The organism is Andreprevotia chitinilytica DSM 18519 (genome assembly GCF_000711875.1).
Classification (GTDB): Bacteria; Pseudomonadota; Gammaproteobacteria; order Burkholderiales; family Chitinibacteraceae; genus Andreprevotia; species Andreprevotia chitinilytica.
Map to the genome: position 1 here is coordinate 17390 of NZ_JONM01000003.1, position 13219 is coordinate 30608.

General features: G+C 58.8%; 10 protein-coding genes and 1 tRNA gene. 10 read left to right on the plus strand and 1 reads right to left on the minus strand.

Annotated features, from left to right (window positions below; all coding sequences use genetic code 11):
- Positions 1 to 14: 14 nt before the first annotated feature.
- From infB to pnp, 5 genes are all read left to right on the plus strand, one after another.
- Positions 15 to 2729: a translation initiation factor IF-2 gene (gene infB, locus BR41_RS05330; RefSeq protein ID WP_035053867.1), complete on the plus strand. Its 2715-nt coding sequence runs from the start codon at positions 15 to 17 to the stop codon at positions 2727 to 2729.
- Positions 2730 to 2918: 189 nt separating this feature from the next.
- On the plus strand, positions 2919 to 3314 hold the full coding sequence (gene rbfA, locus BR41_RS05335; RefSeq protein ID WP_035053869.1) for a 30S ribosome-binding factor RbfA: 396 nt from the start codon (positions 2919 to 2921) through the stop codon (positions 3312 to 3314).
- The gene (truB, locus tag BR41_RS05340) at positions 3314 to 4258 is read left to right on the plus strand and encodes a tRNA pseudouridine(55) synthase TruB (protein ID WP_035053871.1); all 945 of its coding nucleotides are present in this window, start codon (positions 3314 to 3316) and stop codon (positions 4256 to 4258) included. Before rbfA ends, truB begins: the two co-directional genes overlap by 1 nt.
- Before the next feature lie 119 nt (positions 4259 to 4377).
- A complete protein-coding gene (rpsO, locus tag BR41_RS05345; protein ID WP_035053873.1) occupies positions 4378 to 4647 on the plus strand; it encodes a 30S ribosomal protein S15 in 270 nt (89 codons plus the stop codon).
- A gap of 230 nt (positions 4648 to 4877) precedes the next feature.
- Positions 4878 to 7028 carry a polyribonucleotide nucleotidyltransferase gene (gene pnp / locus BR41_RS05350; RefSeq protein WP_035053875.1) on the plus strand — a complete coding sequence of 717 codons (2151 nt, stop codon included), beginning with the start codon at positions 4878 to 4880 and terminating at the stop codon, positions 7026 to 7028.
- 112 nt (positions 7029 to 7140) lie between these two features.
- Here the strand turns inward: pnp and BR41_RS05355 are convergent, their stop codons facing one another.
- Positions 7141 to 7710: a phasin family protein gene (locus tag BR41_RS05355; RefSeq protein WP_035053878.1), complete on the minus strand. Its 570-nt coding sequence runs from the start codon at positions 7708 to 7710 to the stop codon at positions 7141 to 7143.
- 194 nt (positions 7711 to 7904) lie between these two features.
- Between BR41_RS05355 and phaR the strand changes: the two genes are divergently transcribed.
- The 5 genes from phaR to BR41_RS05380 all read left to right on the plus strand — a co-directional run bounded on the left by phaR (position 7905) and on the right by BR41_RS05380 (position 12776).
- On the plus strand, positions 7905 to 8570 hold the full coding sequence (phaR, locus tag BR41_RS05360; RefSeq protein ID WP_035054290.1) for a polyhydroxyalkanoate synthesis repressor PhaR: 666 nt from the start codon (positions 7905 to 7907) through the stop codon (positions 8568 to 8570).
- Between the two features lie 95 nt (positions 8571 to 8665).
- Positions 8666 to 9997 (plus strand): 30S ribosomal protein S12 methylthiotransferase RimO, encoded by a 1332-nt coding sequence (gene rimO / locus BR41_RS05365; protein WP_035053881.1) that lies wholly within the window; start codon positions 8666 to 8668, stop codon positions 9995 to 9997.
- Positions 9997 to 10788, plus strand: coding sequence for a tRNA cyclic N6-threonylcarbamoyladenosine(37) synthase TcdA (gene tcdA / locus BR41_RS05370; RefSeq protein WP_035053883.1), 792 nt, complete (start codon positions 9997 to 9999; stop codon positions 10786 to 10788). Before rimO ends, tcdA begins: the two co-directional genes overlap by 1 nt.
- Before the next feature lie 102 nt (positions 10789 to 10890).
- Positions 10891 to 12564, plus strand: a complete 1674-nt coding sequence (locus BR41_RS05375; RefSeq protein WP_156970570.1) for an ArnT family glycosyltransferase — start codon at positions 10891 to 10893, stop codon at positions 12562 to 12564.
- A 127-nt stretch (positions 12565 to 12691) separates the two neighbouring features.
- A tRNA-Leu gene (locus BR41_RS05380) sits at positions 12692 to 12776 on the plus strand.
- Positions 12777 to 13219 lie beyond the last annotated feature (443 nt).

Genomic DNA, 13219 nt, shown 5'->3' on the forward strand with positions numbered 1-13219 from the left:
GCTGGGAGAAATGCATGAGTGAACTGAATGTCAGTCGATTCGCGGCCGAGCTGAAAATGCCGCCGCAAGAGCTGCTGGAGCAGCTACACGCCGCTGGCGTGGCAAAACATACTGAAACCGATCTGGTCACCGCTGACGATAAGGCACGGTTGCTGGATCACTTGAAACAAAAGCACGGCGCGGCTGGCGACAAGCCAAAGATCACGCTGACCCGCAAGCAGACGACCGAAATCAAGAAGACCGATTCGACTGGCAAGGCCAAGACGATTCACGTGGAAACACGCAAGAAGCGTGTTCTGCCGTCGGAAGCGCCGGCCGTTGCTGCGCCGCGCATTGACGTAGCGCCAGTTCCGGCGCCTGCATTGAGCGAAGCCGAACGTGTTGCGCGTGAAGCGGAAGCGCAACGCCAGGCGGCATTGCGTGAGCGTCAAGCTGCTGAGATGCGTGCCAAGCAAGAACGTGGTCACAAGGAAGACGCGGCTGAAGCTGAGCAGGAAACGATCGCCGCGCCAGTGGCCGAAGCGATCGTTGTCGCTGAGCCAGTCGTTGCGCCGACGCCGGCCGTAGCGGCCCCGGCCCCGGTTGCCGCACCGGTCGCGGCTCCGGCCCCGACGCCGGTTCGCACCCCGGCTCCGACCGCGTCGCCAGTGCCCTCCGTGGCGGGTGATCGTCCGCGTATCGGTATGCGTGTTGAATTGCGCAAGCCGAAAGACACGCCGTTGCGCGCACCGGAACCTGCCAAAGCAGAGCCGGCTGCGGTTGCTGCACCTGCTGCTGCGCCGAAGGCTGGCGACAAGAAGAAAGAGCCGGAAAAACGCAGCTGGGATGATGGTCGCGGCAAGAAGGGCGGCGCGGGCATCAAGACCCGTGGTGGCGATTCGACTGGCGGCTGGAAATCCAAGAAGGGCGGCGGCAAGCACAACAAGAGCCAGGATAGCGACAACGTCCACGGCTTCCAGGCCCCGACCGAGCCAATCGTCCATACCGTGGATGTGCCGGAAACCATCAGCGTGGCCGATCTCGCCCACAAGATGGCGGTGAAGGGCGTTGAGGTCGTCAAGGCGTTGATGAAGATGGGCATGATGGTGACCATCAACCAGGTGCTGGATCAGGAAACCGCGATGATCGTCGTGGAAGAAATGGGCCACACCCCGGTTGCTGCCAAGCTCGATGATCCGGATACCTATCTGGTTGACGAAGCCAAGGGCGAGCACGAGCAAATCTCGCGTGCGCCGGTCGTGACCGTCATGGGTCACGTTGACCACGGTAAGACGTCGCTGCTGGATTACATCCGTCGCGCCAAGGTTGCAGCGGGCGAAGCTGGCGGCATTACCCAGCACATCGGTGCGTACCACGTCGAAACGGACAAGGGCATCATCACCTTCCTCGATACCCCGGGCCACGAGGCGTTTACCGCCATGCGTGCTCGCGGTGCCAGCGCGACCGATATCGTCGTACTGGTGGTGGCGGCCGACGATGGCGTGATGCCGCAAACGATCGAAGCGATCCACCACGCGAAAGCGGCTGGTGTGCCGATCGTCGTTGCGGTCAACAAGATCGATAAGCAAGGTGCAAACCCCGAGCGTATCCGCCAGGAACTGGTGGCCCAGGAAGTCGTGCCGGAAGATTGGGGTGGCGATACCCAGTTCGTCGAAGTGTCTGCCAAGCAAGGCACCAACATCGACGGCCTGCTCGACGCGATCCTGTTGCAAGCCGAAGTGCTGGAACTGACCGCAGCGGTGGATACCCCCGCCAAGGGCATCATCATCGAAGCCCGTCTGGACAAGGGCCGTGGTGCTGTCGCATCGATGCTGGTGCAGTCCGGCACGTTGCGTAAGGGCGATGTTGTACTCGCCGGCAGCGTGTACGGTCGTGTTCGCGCCATGCTGGATGAGAACGGCAAGCAGATCAACGAAGCGGGTCCGTCGATTCCGGTCGAGATTCTCGGCCTGTCAGAAGTGCCGGCCGCCGGTGCCGATGCGATGGTGCTGGGCGACGAGAAGAAGGCGCGTGAAATCGCCTTGTTCCGTCAGGGCAAGTTCCGTGACGTGAAGTTCGCCAAGCAACAAGCTGCCAAGCTCGAAAACATGTTCGCGCAGATGGCCGAAGGCGAAGTGCAAAACTTGCCGATCGTCATCAAGAGCGATGTGCAAGGTTCGCTCGAAGCCTTGTCCGGCAGTTTGCAGAAGCTGTCGACCGACGAAGTTCGCGTGCAGATCCTGCACTCGGGCGTGGGCGGCATCAGCGAATCGGATATCAACCTCGCGCTGGCTTCCAAGGCGGTCGTGGTCGGCTTCAACGTGCGTGCCGATGCGGCTGCGCGCAAGCTGGCTGAAGGCGAAGGCGTCGACATCCGTTACTACAACATCATTTATGACGTTGTAGATGACGTGAAGGCCGCCCTGACCGGCATGCTGGCCCCGGAGAAGAAAGAACAGATCATCGGTCTGGTTGAAATTCGTCAGGTGTTCGTGGTGTCCAAGGTTGGCTCGATTGCTGGGTGCTACGTGCTCGACGGTACGGTCAAGCGTGGTGCTGGCGTCCGCCTGCTGCGCAACAACGTCGTTGTGCACCAGGGCGAACTGGAAACGCTCAAGCGCTTCAAGGATGACGTCAAGGAAGTCAAGGCAGGCTACGAATGCGGCCTGCAGATCAAGAACTACAACGACATCCAGGAAGGCGACCAACTCGAGATCTTCGAGATCATCGAAGTGGCGCGTACGCTGTGATGCGGTGAGGAGAGAGGTGTGAGGGGTTAGGGATAAAACCCACACCTCTGCACCGGCGCAAGGGGTGGATACTCCTTGCGCTTTTTGCTTTTAACGGGGCTCATCTGGCTCCGCACCGATTGATTAAAAACTGGCCGTGAGCGGGTTTTATACCTTGCCCCTCACGCCTCACCCCTAACGGCGACCGCCATGGCTAAAAATTTCACTCGTTCCGACCGTATCGCGCAGCAATTGCAGCGCGACGTGGCTGAACTGATCCGCGCCGAGCTGGATCATCCCAAGGCATCGCTGATTACGATCACCGATGTCGAGGTCACACGCGATTACTCGCACGCGAAGATTTTCTACACCTTCCTTGGCACCGCCGAGGATGCCCAGGCGATTGCCGCCAAGCTCGAGAACGCCAAAGGCTTCCTGCGCAGCGAGCTGTCGCGCGGTTTCAAGCTGTTCAAGATGCCGGAACTGCACTTCGTCTACGATCATTCGATCGAGAACGGCATGCATCTGGATAGCCTGATCCAACAGGCAGTCAGCACCAAGGCCCTTGATGATGAAGAGGGTGATGTCAAAGAGGGCGACGCCTGATGGCGAAGCGCAAGATCGACGGCGTCATGCTGCTCGACAAGCCGTTCGGTATTTCCAGCAACAATGCATTGCAAAAGGCGCGCTGGCTGTTAAGCGCTGAAAAGGCTGGCCATACCGGCGTGCTCGATCCCTTTGCGACCGGTTTGCTGCCGTTGTGCTTTGGCGAGGCGACCAAGTTCTCGCAACGCATGCTCGATGCCGACAAAGGCTATCGGGCAACGATCCGCTTCGGCGAGGTATCGACGACACTCGATGGTGAAGGTGAAATCACCAAGAGCGGCGAGATCGATTTCGACGAAGCCAAGCTGCGCACCGTGCTTGCATCCTTTCTCGGCGAATACGAGCAGATGCCGCCCATGCATTCGGCGCTCAAGTTCCAGGGTAAGGCGCTGTATGAATATGCGCGCAAAGGCGTCGAGATCGAGCGCCAAGCGCGGCAGATCACCTTTTACGAGCTTGAGCTGATCAGCTTTGATGGCATCACCTTGGTGCTGGATGTGTTGTGTTCCAAGGGGACGTATATCCGCGTGCTGGCCGAAGACCTGGGCAAGGCTTTGGGCTGTGGTGCTTATCTTGCCGGCCTGATTCGCACCCGCACCGCAGGCTTCCGGCTTGAGGATGCGGTGCCGCTGGATCAGCTCAACGAGATGGCGCTTGAAGATCGCGAGGCAGCGCTGTTGCCGGTGGATAGTCTGGTGAGCGATATGCCGGAATTGGCGCTCGATGCAGGGCAGACCGATCTTATTCTGCACGGCATGCCCATTGCATCCGTTGCTCACGCTAACGCCGACGGGCTGAATGTGCCGACGGCCGGCAGCTTCCGCCTTTACGGCATGCTGGGAAATGAGGATAATGCGCGGTTCATCGGTTTGGGCGAAGTGGCATCCGATGGTGTGCTGCGGCCCAAACGACTGCTGGCTCACTTTGCCGGTTTTGCTGGATAAGCAAACAGGTAAGTGGGGCGGTGAAGGGAGCAGATGCCGGTTCAGGCTGGCATGTGCTTGACGAGCTCCTGTATGCAATACAGGTCAGGCTCATAAATCATCAATTTGGAGTATTACAAATGGCTGTTACCGTTGACCAGAAAGCTGGCATCGTCAAAACCTACCAACGCGCTGAAGGCGATACCGGTTCCCCGGAAGTGCAAGTTGCACTGCTGACCGCTCGCATCAACGATCTGACCCCGCACTTCAAGGCAAATCAGAAAGACCACCACTCCCGTCGTGGCCTGCTGAAGATGGTTTCCCGCCGTCGCCGCCTGCTGGATTACCTCAAGCGCACCAACGCTGACAGCTACCGCGATCTGATCGCCAAGCTGGGCCTGCGCAAGTAAGGCAGCAACAAAAAGTCGCAGTCACCGTACTGCGACTTTTTTGTTTTTGGCTGCCGTAACGCAGCTACCGCTCCAGAAGTGACCGATTTGCAATCCCCGGCCGATGCCCAAACAGGCTTCGGCGGCATGGCCGGGTTGTTGTGCCGAAGCCGGCGACGTGGCCGCGTCGTACTGAATAGCTCCTATCCATTCGCGTTCCTGGCACAGGACGCACGCAAAGGAAAATCCCAGTGTTCAACAAAATCTCGAAATCGTTCCAGTTCGGCAAACATACCGTCACGCTGGAAACGGGCGAAATCGCCCGTCAGGCCTCCGGTGCCGTTCTGGTGTCGATGGACGACACCGTCGTGCTCGTCACCGTCGTTGCCGCCAAGGGCGTCAAGCCGGGCCAGGATTTCTTCCCGCTCACCGTTGATTACCAAGAGCGGACCTACGCTGCCGGCAAGATCCCCGGTGGTTTCTTCAAGCGCGAAGGCCGTCCGTCCGAGAAGGAAATTCTCACCAGCCGCCTGATCGATCGTCCGATCCGCCCGCTGTTCCCGGAAGGCTTCTTCAACGAAATCCAGATCATCGCGACTGTCGTCAGCCTTGATCCGCAAATCGATTCCGATATTCCGGCCATGATCGGCGCCTCTGCCGCATTGTCGATTGCTGGCGTGCCGTTCTCCGGCCCGATCGGCGCTGCCCGCGTTGGTTACGCCAACGGCCAATACCTGCTGAACCCGACCAAGGATGAGCTGAAGACCAGCCAACTGGATCTGGTCGTTGCCGGTACCGAACAAGCCGTGCTGATGGTTGAATCCGAAGCGCAAGAACTGTCGGAAGAAGTGATGCTGGGCGCCGTGGTGTTTGGTCACGACGAAATGCAGAAGGTCATCAAGGCGATCAACGAACTTGCCGACGAAGTGAATCCGGAACTGTTCGACTGGTCCGAGCCGACCCGTGACGAAGCGCTCGAAGCGCAAATCGCTGCCGTTGCCGGTGAAGACATCGCCCAAGCATTCCGTATCGCGCAAAAGCAGGCTCGTACCGTCAAGCTCAATGACGCTTGGAGCAAGGTCAAGACCGCGCTGATTACCGAAGAAACCGATACGCTGACCGCCAACAAGATCCGCGGCATCTTCCATGACATGGAAGCCAAGATCGTCCGTAACCAGATTCTGGACGGTTTCCCGCGTATCGATGGTCGTGACACCCGCACCGTGCGTCCGATTACGGTTCGCACCGGCGTGCTGCCGCGCACCCACGGCTCGGCGCTGTTCACCCGTGGTGAAACGCAAGGTCTGGTGGTTGCCACCCTCGGCACCAAGCTCGACGAGCAAAAGATCGATGCGCTGGCCGGCGAATACACCGACCGCTTCATGCTGCACTACAACTTCCCGCCGTATTCCACCGGTGAAACCGGTCGCGTTGGTACGCCGAAGCGCCGCGAAATCGGTCACGGTCGACTGGCCAAGCGTGCACTGATTGCCGTGCTGCCGACACCGGAAGACTTCGCATATTCGATGCGTGTCGTGTCTGAAATCACTGAATCGAATGGCTCCAGCTCGATGGCTTCCGTCTGCGGCGGCTGCCTGGCGCTGATGGATGCTGGCGTGCCGCTGAAAAAGCACGTGGCTGGTATCGCCATGGGCCTGATCAAGGAAGGCAACCGTTTCGCGGTGCTGACCGACATCCTGGGCGACGAAGATCACCTCGGCGACATGGACTTCAAGGTTGCAGGCACCGACTCCGGCGTGACTGCGCTGCAGATGGATATCAAGATCAACGGCATCACCAAGGAAATCATGAAGGTGGCGCTGGATCAGGCCAAGTCTGGCCGTCTGCATATCCTTGACATCATGAAGGGCGCTGTTGGTGGCGCACGTGAAGAAGTCAGCGCCCACGCGCCGCGCCTCTACACGATGAAGATCAACCCGGAAAAGATTCGTGACGTGATCGGCAAGGGCGGTTCGGTGATTCGCGCACTGACCGAAGAAACCGGTACGCAGATCGATATCCAGGAAGATGGCACCATCACCATCGCTTCGGTGTCCTCCGAAGGTGCCGATGAAGCCAAGCGTCGTATCTCCGAGATCACTGCCGAAGTCGAAATCGGCAAGATCTACGAAGGTCCGGTTGTGAAGATTCTCGACAACAACGTTGGCGCGATCGTCTCGATCATGCCGGGCCGTGATGGCTTGGTGCACATCAGCCAGATCGCCAACGAGCGCATCAAGAACGTGAGCGACTACCTGAAAGAAGGTCAGGTCGTGCGCGTGAAGGCGTTGGAGCAAGACGAGAAGGGCCGTGTGCGATTGTCGATCAAGGCTGTGCTGAACGACGAAGCAGCGGTTGCGGCTCCGGTTGCTGAAGCTGCGCCGGTGACCGACGCACAGTAAAAGTAGTCGTGGCCGGGGTATCAGCCTCGGCCAGTTCTGGTGTTTTGTGGAATCAGAACAACAAAAAGGGAGCCAATTGGCTCCCTTTTTGTTTGCGGCAGACTACTGAAGCTTAGGCGGCAGCAGCGCTTTTCTTGGCGGCGGCTTTCACGGCATCGGTCGTTGCAGTCGTAGCAGCCTTCACCGAAGCATCGGCGAAGTCGGCAACTTGCTTGGCAGCCTTGGTCAGGCTGTCAACGGCAGCAGCGGTAGCTTGTACGGTGGACTTGACTGCAGCGACGGCAACATCAGTGCCAGCCGGAGCGGATTTCACAAAGCGGTCGAGGCCTGCAACCACGCTTTTGTTGAAGGAGGTGATGCCTTCTTCGAACAATTGCGACAGTTCGGCTTGAGCTTGCGAAGTGATTTCGTACACGTGGCGGGAGTAGATGCTGCCTTGGTCGACGGCGGCTTCAGCCAGTTTTTGGCGCAGGGCCAGTGCTTCTTGAACGTCCTTCACGCCAGCCAGGGCCTTGGTGGTCTTGGCGTTTTCTTCGAGCACGGTCTTGGCGGTTTCGAGTTGCAGTTTCACCAGGCGCTCGGTGGAATCGAGGCCGATGCGGGCGAAACGCAGAGCAGTTTCGACGTTTTCGGTGGCGAAATCGGCGAATTGTTGTTGGGCTTGTTGCTGGATTTGCGACATGACGGTTCTCCTGATCGATGGGTGGGCTCGGCGGTGGAACTACCGATGTTGCTTTGCACAATTACCAGCCCATTGTGGAAACCCCCGATCCTTTCGTCAAGCTTTTTTTGTTGCGTCGCAGCATGTGCTGTTGCGTCGCCGACGAACGGCGGTTATCGTGCACAGGTTACCAATGCACCATGAAGGTCGAGGGCATGAGCGCCGAGAAACGCGTTATCAAGAAATATCCGAATCGTCGGCTCTATGACACTGCCACGTCCTGTTACATCACGCTGGCCGATGTGAAGCAGCTGGTGCTCGATAATGTTGACCTGCAGGTGGCCGACGCCAAGACCGGCGATGACATTACCCGCAGCGTGCTCTTGCAAATCATCCTGGAAGAAGAAGCGGCCGGCATGCCGTTGTTTTCCTACGATGTGCTCACGCAGATCATCCGTTTCTACGGCAATGCGATGCAGGGGCTGATGGGCAATTATCTGGAAAAGAACCTGCAGCTGTTCGGCGAAATGCAGCACCGCCTGCAGGATCAAGCCAATTCCGCCATGAATAGCGACAACCCGATGCTGGGCAACAGCAATCTGTGGGGCGAATTCATGAAGTTTCAGGGCCCGGCGCTGCAGAGCATGATGGGCAATTACCTGGAAAGCAGCACCAACCTGTTTGTCGATATGCAGCAACAGCTGCAAGATCGTGCCAAGCACCTGTTTACCGGTTTCGGCATGCCGGGCTATGTGAAACCGACTGATCCGCAGCCAGGTGACCCGCAGCCCTCCACACCGCCAAAGAGCACGGCAGCGCCAGAGAAAGCCGCTGAACCGGCCCCGACAAAACCGACCTCGCGTCGCAAGTCTGCCGGTTAACCCTATTCAGCGCTAAGCCATTGAATTAAAATTGCAAGCAGTCCCCGCGGGCATGTCATTGAGACATGCCCGCGTCGTTTTTGGAGAACGTTTGCATGTCTGTTTCAAAAGTTGCCGCCCCAAAGGTGGGGTTCGTTTCGCTTGGTTGTCCAAAAGCTTTGGTGGATAGCGAACAAATCATCACCCAGCTGCGCGCCGAGGGGTACGACATTTCGCCGTCCTACGACGATGCCGATCTGGTCGTCGTCAACACCTGTGGCTTTATCGACTCCGCCGTGCAGGAGTCGCTGGATGCCATTGGCGAGGCATTGGCCGAGAATGGCAAGGTCATCGTCACAGGCTGTCTGGGCGCCAAGGAAGACGGCAACCTGATCCGCCAAGCGCATCCCAAGGTGCTGGCGGTGACTGGCGCGCATGCCAAGGACGAGGTGATGGTCCACGTTCATGCCGCACTGCCCAAGCCGCATGACCCCTTCATCGATCTGGTGCCGCCAGCCGGTGTCAAGCTCACCCCCAAGCACTACGCCTATCTGAAGATTTCCGAAGGCTGTAATCACCGCTGTACCTTCTGCATCATCCCGAGCATGCGTGGCGATCTGGTCAGCCGGCCGATCCACGATGTGCTGCGCGAAGCCGAGAACCTGGCGAAGTCTGGTGTGAAAGAGCTGTTGATCATTTCGCAAGACACCTCTGCCTATGGTGTTGACGTGAAATACAAGACCGGTTTCCATAATGGCCGTCCGGTCAAGACACGCATGACCGAGCTTTGCGAAGAGCTCGGCAAGCTCGGTATCTGGGCGCGACTGCATTACGTCTACCCATATCCGCACGTCGACGAAGTCATCCCGTTGATGGCCGAAGGCAAGATCGTGCCGTACCTGGATATCCCGTTCCAGCACGCCAGCCAGCGCATTCTCAAGCTGATGAAACGGCCGGCCAACAGTGCCAACGTGCTGGAGCGGATCAAGAAATGGCGTGAGATCTGTCCGGATCTGGTGATCCGCTCCACCTTCATCGTCGGGTTCCCGGGTGAGACCGAGGCCGAGTTCGAAGAGCTACTGGCCTTCCTCGATGAAGCGCAGCTGGACCGCGTCGGCTGTTTCACCTATTCGCCAGTCGATGGTGCAACGGCCAACGATTTGCCGGATCACGTGCCGGTAGACGTGGCCGAAGTGCGCAAGCAACGCTTCATGGAAAAGCAGGCTGAAATCAGCGCCCAGCGCTTGCTGGCCCGCATCGGCCGCGAATACACCGTGCTGGTCGATGAAATCGACGAAGAGGGCGCCGTGGCGCGTACCTACGCTGATGCGCCGGAAATCGACGGTCTGGTCTACTTCGATCCCAAGCCGGGCGTGCAGCCGGGTGATTTCGTGACCGTGCGCATCACCGATGCCGACGAGCACGACCTTTGGGCCGAGCAGGTTTGATGGAACAGTCGTACGAGCGCCGCTTCGGCGGCATTGCCCGGCTGTATGGTCGCGATGCGCTGGAGCGTTTTCGTACTGCGCACGTCTGCATCATTGGCGTCGGCGGTGTTGGTTCGTGGTCGGCCGAGGCGCTGGCGCGCTCCGGAGTCGGCAAGATCACGCTGATCGATCTCGACGATGTGTGTGTTTCCAACACCAACCGTCAGTTGCCGGCCATGGTCGGCAACTACGGTCGGACGAAAGTGGTGGTGCTCAGGCACCGCATTCTGGGGATCAATCCAGACTGCGAAGTACATGCGATCGAAGACTTTGTCGTGGTCGAAAACCTCGATGATTATCTCGGCCGTGGGTTCGACTACGTGATCGATGCCATCGATAGCGTCAAGACCAAGGCAGCAATCATTGCCTGGTGCAGGCGGCACAAGGTCAAGCTGATCACCACTGGCGGTGCGGGCGGCCAGACTGATCCGACACAAATCAAGGTCGACGACCTCACGCGCACGATTCAAGATCCGTTGGCTTCCAAGGTTCGCGCCTTGCTGCGGCGTGAGTACGGTTTCCCCAAGGGTGACAAGAAGTTCGGTATCGAATGTGTGTATTCGACCGAGCCGCTGGTTTATCCGCAGCCGGATGGTTCGGTTTGCGCACAAAAGCCGCCGCACATGGGGGAGGGGGGCGAAGGTGCCGTTCGGCTGGATTGCGAGGGCGGCTTTGGCGCCAGTGTTGCAGTGACCGGCAGCTTCGGTTTTGCTGCCGTGGCGCGAGTATTACGCAAGCTCGCAAGTGGCTGATCCTTGCTGATCAAAATGGCTGTAAGCCGCTGTCGTAAGAAAGTCGTTTTCTTACAACGGTTCTGATAGAGTGCGAAGGTTTTGGCTTCCAGCATCCGCACAATGCGCTTCCACCCATTCCAGGACCGACTGTCTTCACCGCCGATGTGGGCGGTGTGGCTGCTCGCGCTGGTGTGGTTGCTGCCGGGGTTGTTTGGTAGCGAACCGTGGAAGCCGGACGGTGCTTATACCTTCGGCCTGATCAGCCATATCTCCGCTACTGGTGATTGGGTCGTGCCGACACTGGCTGGCGAGCCTTTCATGGAAAAGCCGCCGCTGTTCTTCATCACGGCGGCGCTATTCAACAATCTCTTTTCCGGGTGGTTATCGCCACCCGATGCTATGCGCTTGGCCACCGGCTTCTACATCGGCCTAGCGCTGATTGCGCTCTCCTTCGCATCGCGAGAAATATTCGGCCGTGGCTACGGGCGCTGGGCTGTCATCCTGCTGCTTGGCTGCATTGGCTTCCCGGTACGCGCGCACCAACTGATCACTGATACTGCCTTGTTCGCCGGCATGAGCTGGGGTTTGTACGGCTTGGCACTTGCACCACGTAGACCGTGGCTGGCAGGCATTGCTCTCGGTGCAGGTGTAACGATCACAACGCTTGCCAAAGGATTGATCGGCCCAGGATTACTGGGCGTTGCGGCATTAAGCCTGCCCATGTTTTTCTCGCGTTATCGCCATGTCTCCTACCTGAAAACTTTGCTTGGCGCGCTTTTGGTTGGTTCGCCGTTGCCGCTGTTGTGGATGATCCACTTGTATCACCGCGATCCGGTGTTGTTCCGCATTTGGTGGTGGGATAACAACTTCGGGCGATTCTTTGGTGCCAATCACCTTGGGCCACGGGCTGAGAGGGGGTTTTACTTCAAGCTCATCCCTTGGTATGGCCTGCCGGCGTGGCCGCTGGCGATCTTTGGCGCATGGCGGGCAGCTCGCCGCGGGCATCTTGCTCGCTTGGCCGCGCCATTCACGCTGTTCGTGATGGGCTTTCTGGTGCTCAGCGTGTCGGCCGATGCGCGGGAGCTCTATGCCATGCCGTTACTGGCCCCGCTGGTCGTGCTGGCCGTAGCGGGCGTATTGCCTTGTGCCGAATTACGTCGCATGGGTCGCGGATTCTGGTTCTTGCTCGCCCTGTTGGTGCTTGGCGCATTGCTGTTGGGTGGATTTGCGCTGGCGACGGGGCTACCCAAACCGGTCTATGGCTGGATGGGGCAGAGCTTCGTCGGCTGGACGCCGCATTGGGTGGTCGGCGCATGGATCGCTGCATTGATTGCGTTGATCTGTTTAGGGCTGTTGTGGCGCGTTGCGCCGATGCAACGTTTGTCGGGCAGTTTGTGGCGGTGGAGTGTGCTGTTCACTGGCATTTGGGCCATGTTGGGGACGCTTTTCCTGCCGGCGCTCGATTTGCAAATGGGCTATCGCCATCCGTTCAGTCAGCTTCGCCCCTGGTTGCTACAAGCTCAGCAAACCGATTGTGTGGCGAGCATGCGTTTGGGTGAGCCACAACGTGCGCTCTTGGCCTACTACGCGGCAACGGTGACACGCCGCATCGAAAGCCGGCCGGATGCAGGTCAATGCCGTTGGCTGTTGATCCAGAGCGAAAATGCCTGGCGACCAGCTGGACTTGAAGGGGTAGCACCCCAGGTGGTGGTGAGTCGGCCGGGCGATTCGCGTGAACGCTATCCCTTGTATTACCTGCCGGGCACGGTTGGGCAATTGCTGCGCGGCAAATAGCCGTGGACAACCTGATTTCATGCGGGATGCCAGGCGGGTTTGTGATTCACCCCCACTTTCCCCTATAATCGCCGCCTCACCTCGGATGGCGAACGTTTCAGCGCTGCCAAATCAGGTGAAACAAAGTGCGAGCGTGGCGGAATTGGTAGACGCACTGGATTTAGGTTCCAGCGCCGTAAGGCGTGAGAGTTCGAGTCTCTCCGCTCGCACCACCCAGTATTTCAAGCAGTCAACGTAGAACCCCGCAAAGCCCCGTAGGTACTGGCTCGAGCGGGGTTTTTTGTTGGCTGTTCAAACTGCTCAAGCGGGCAGTGCTGATCATTTTCCCGACAGGCCCCTGCGCTACCAAGGAATTAAAGGCCAAGTGTGTCCGCTCGGTGCTCTGCAAGTGACAGCGCCGGCCCGCTGCGCTATCCTTTTGCCCTTTACCGTCAAGTTGGTCATCGGTTGTGGCCGATCGGGCAGTGCGGCCGACCTTTGGGTGTAATCCCGAAATTGTCCCGAACTGGCGTTCATGCTGCGAGCCACAAGGATCAAGCATCCTCTTCCGCTCAGCGTTAGCTGCTTGTTTGATGCAGCGCCCCGCCCGGACCCCGTTGTCACGCCGACCTGATTTGATTCACCCGTTTTCATCGTTTCCCGTCGCCGCGACGGC

Coding starts and splice junctions, on each gene's coding strand:
- BR41_RS05355 (WP_035053878.1), bottom strand. CDS start 7,710: ATGTCGCAAATCCAGCAACAAGCCCAACAACAATTCGCCGATTTCGCC.
- infB (WP_035053867.1), top strand. CDS start 15: ATGAGTGAACTGAATGTCAGTCGATTCGCGGCCGAGCTGAAAATGCCG.
- tcdA (WP_035053883.1), top strand. CDS start 9,997: ATGGAACAGTCGTACGAGCGCCGCTTCGGCGGCATTGCCCGGCTGTAT.
- rimO (WP_035053881.1), top strand. CDS start 8,666: ATGTCTGTTTCAAAAGTTGCCGCCCCAAAGGTGGGGTTCGTTTCGCTT.
- BR41_RS05375 (WP_156970570.1), top strand. CDS start 10,891: ATGCGCTTCCACCCATTCCAGGACCGACTGTCTTCACCGCCGATGTGG.
- rbfA (WP_035053869.1), top strand. CDS start 2,919: ATGGCTAAAAATTTCACTCGTTCCGACCGTATCGCGCAGCAATTGCAG.
- phaR (WP_035054290.1), top strand. CDS start 7,905: ATGAGCGCCGAGAAACGCGTTATCAAGAAATATCCGAATCGTCGGCTC.
- truB (WP_035053871.1), top strand. CDS start 3,314: ATGGCGAAGCGCAAGATCGACGGCGTCATGCTGCTCGACAAGCCGTTC.
- rpsO (WP_035053873.1), top strand. CDS start 4,378: ATGGCTGTTACCGTTGACCAGAAAGCTGGCATCGTCAAAACCTACCAA.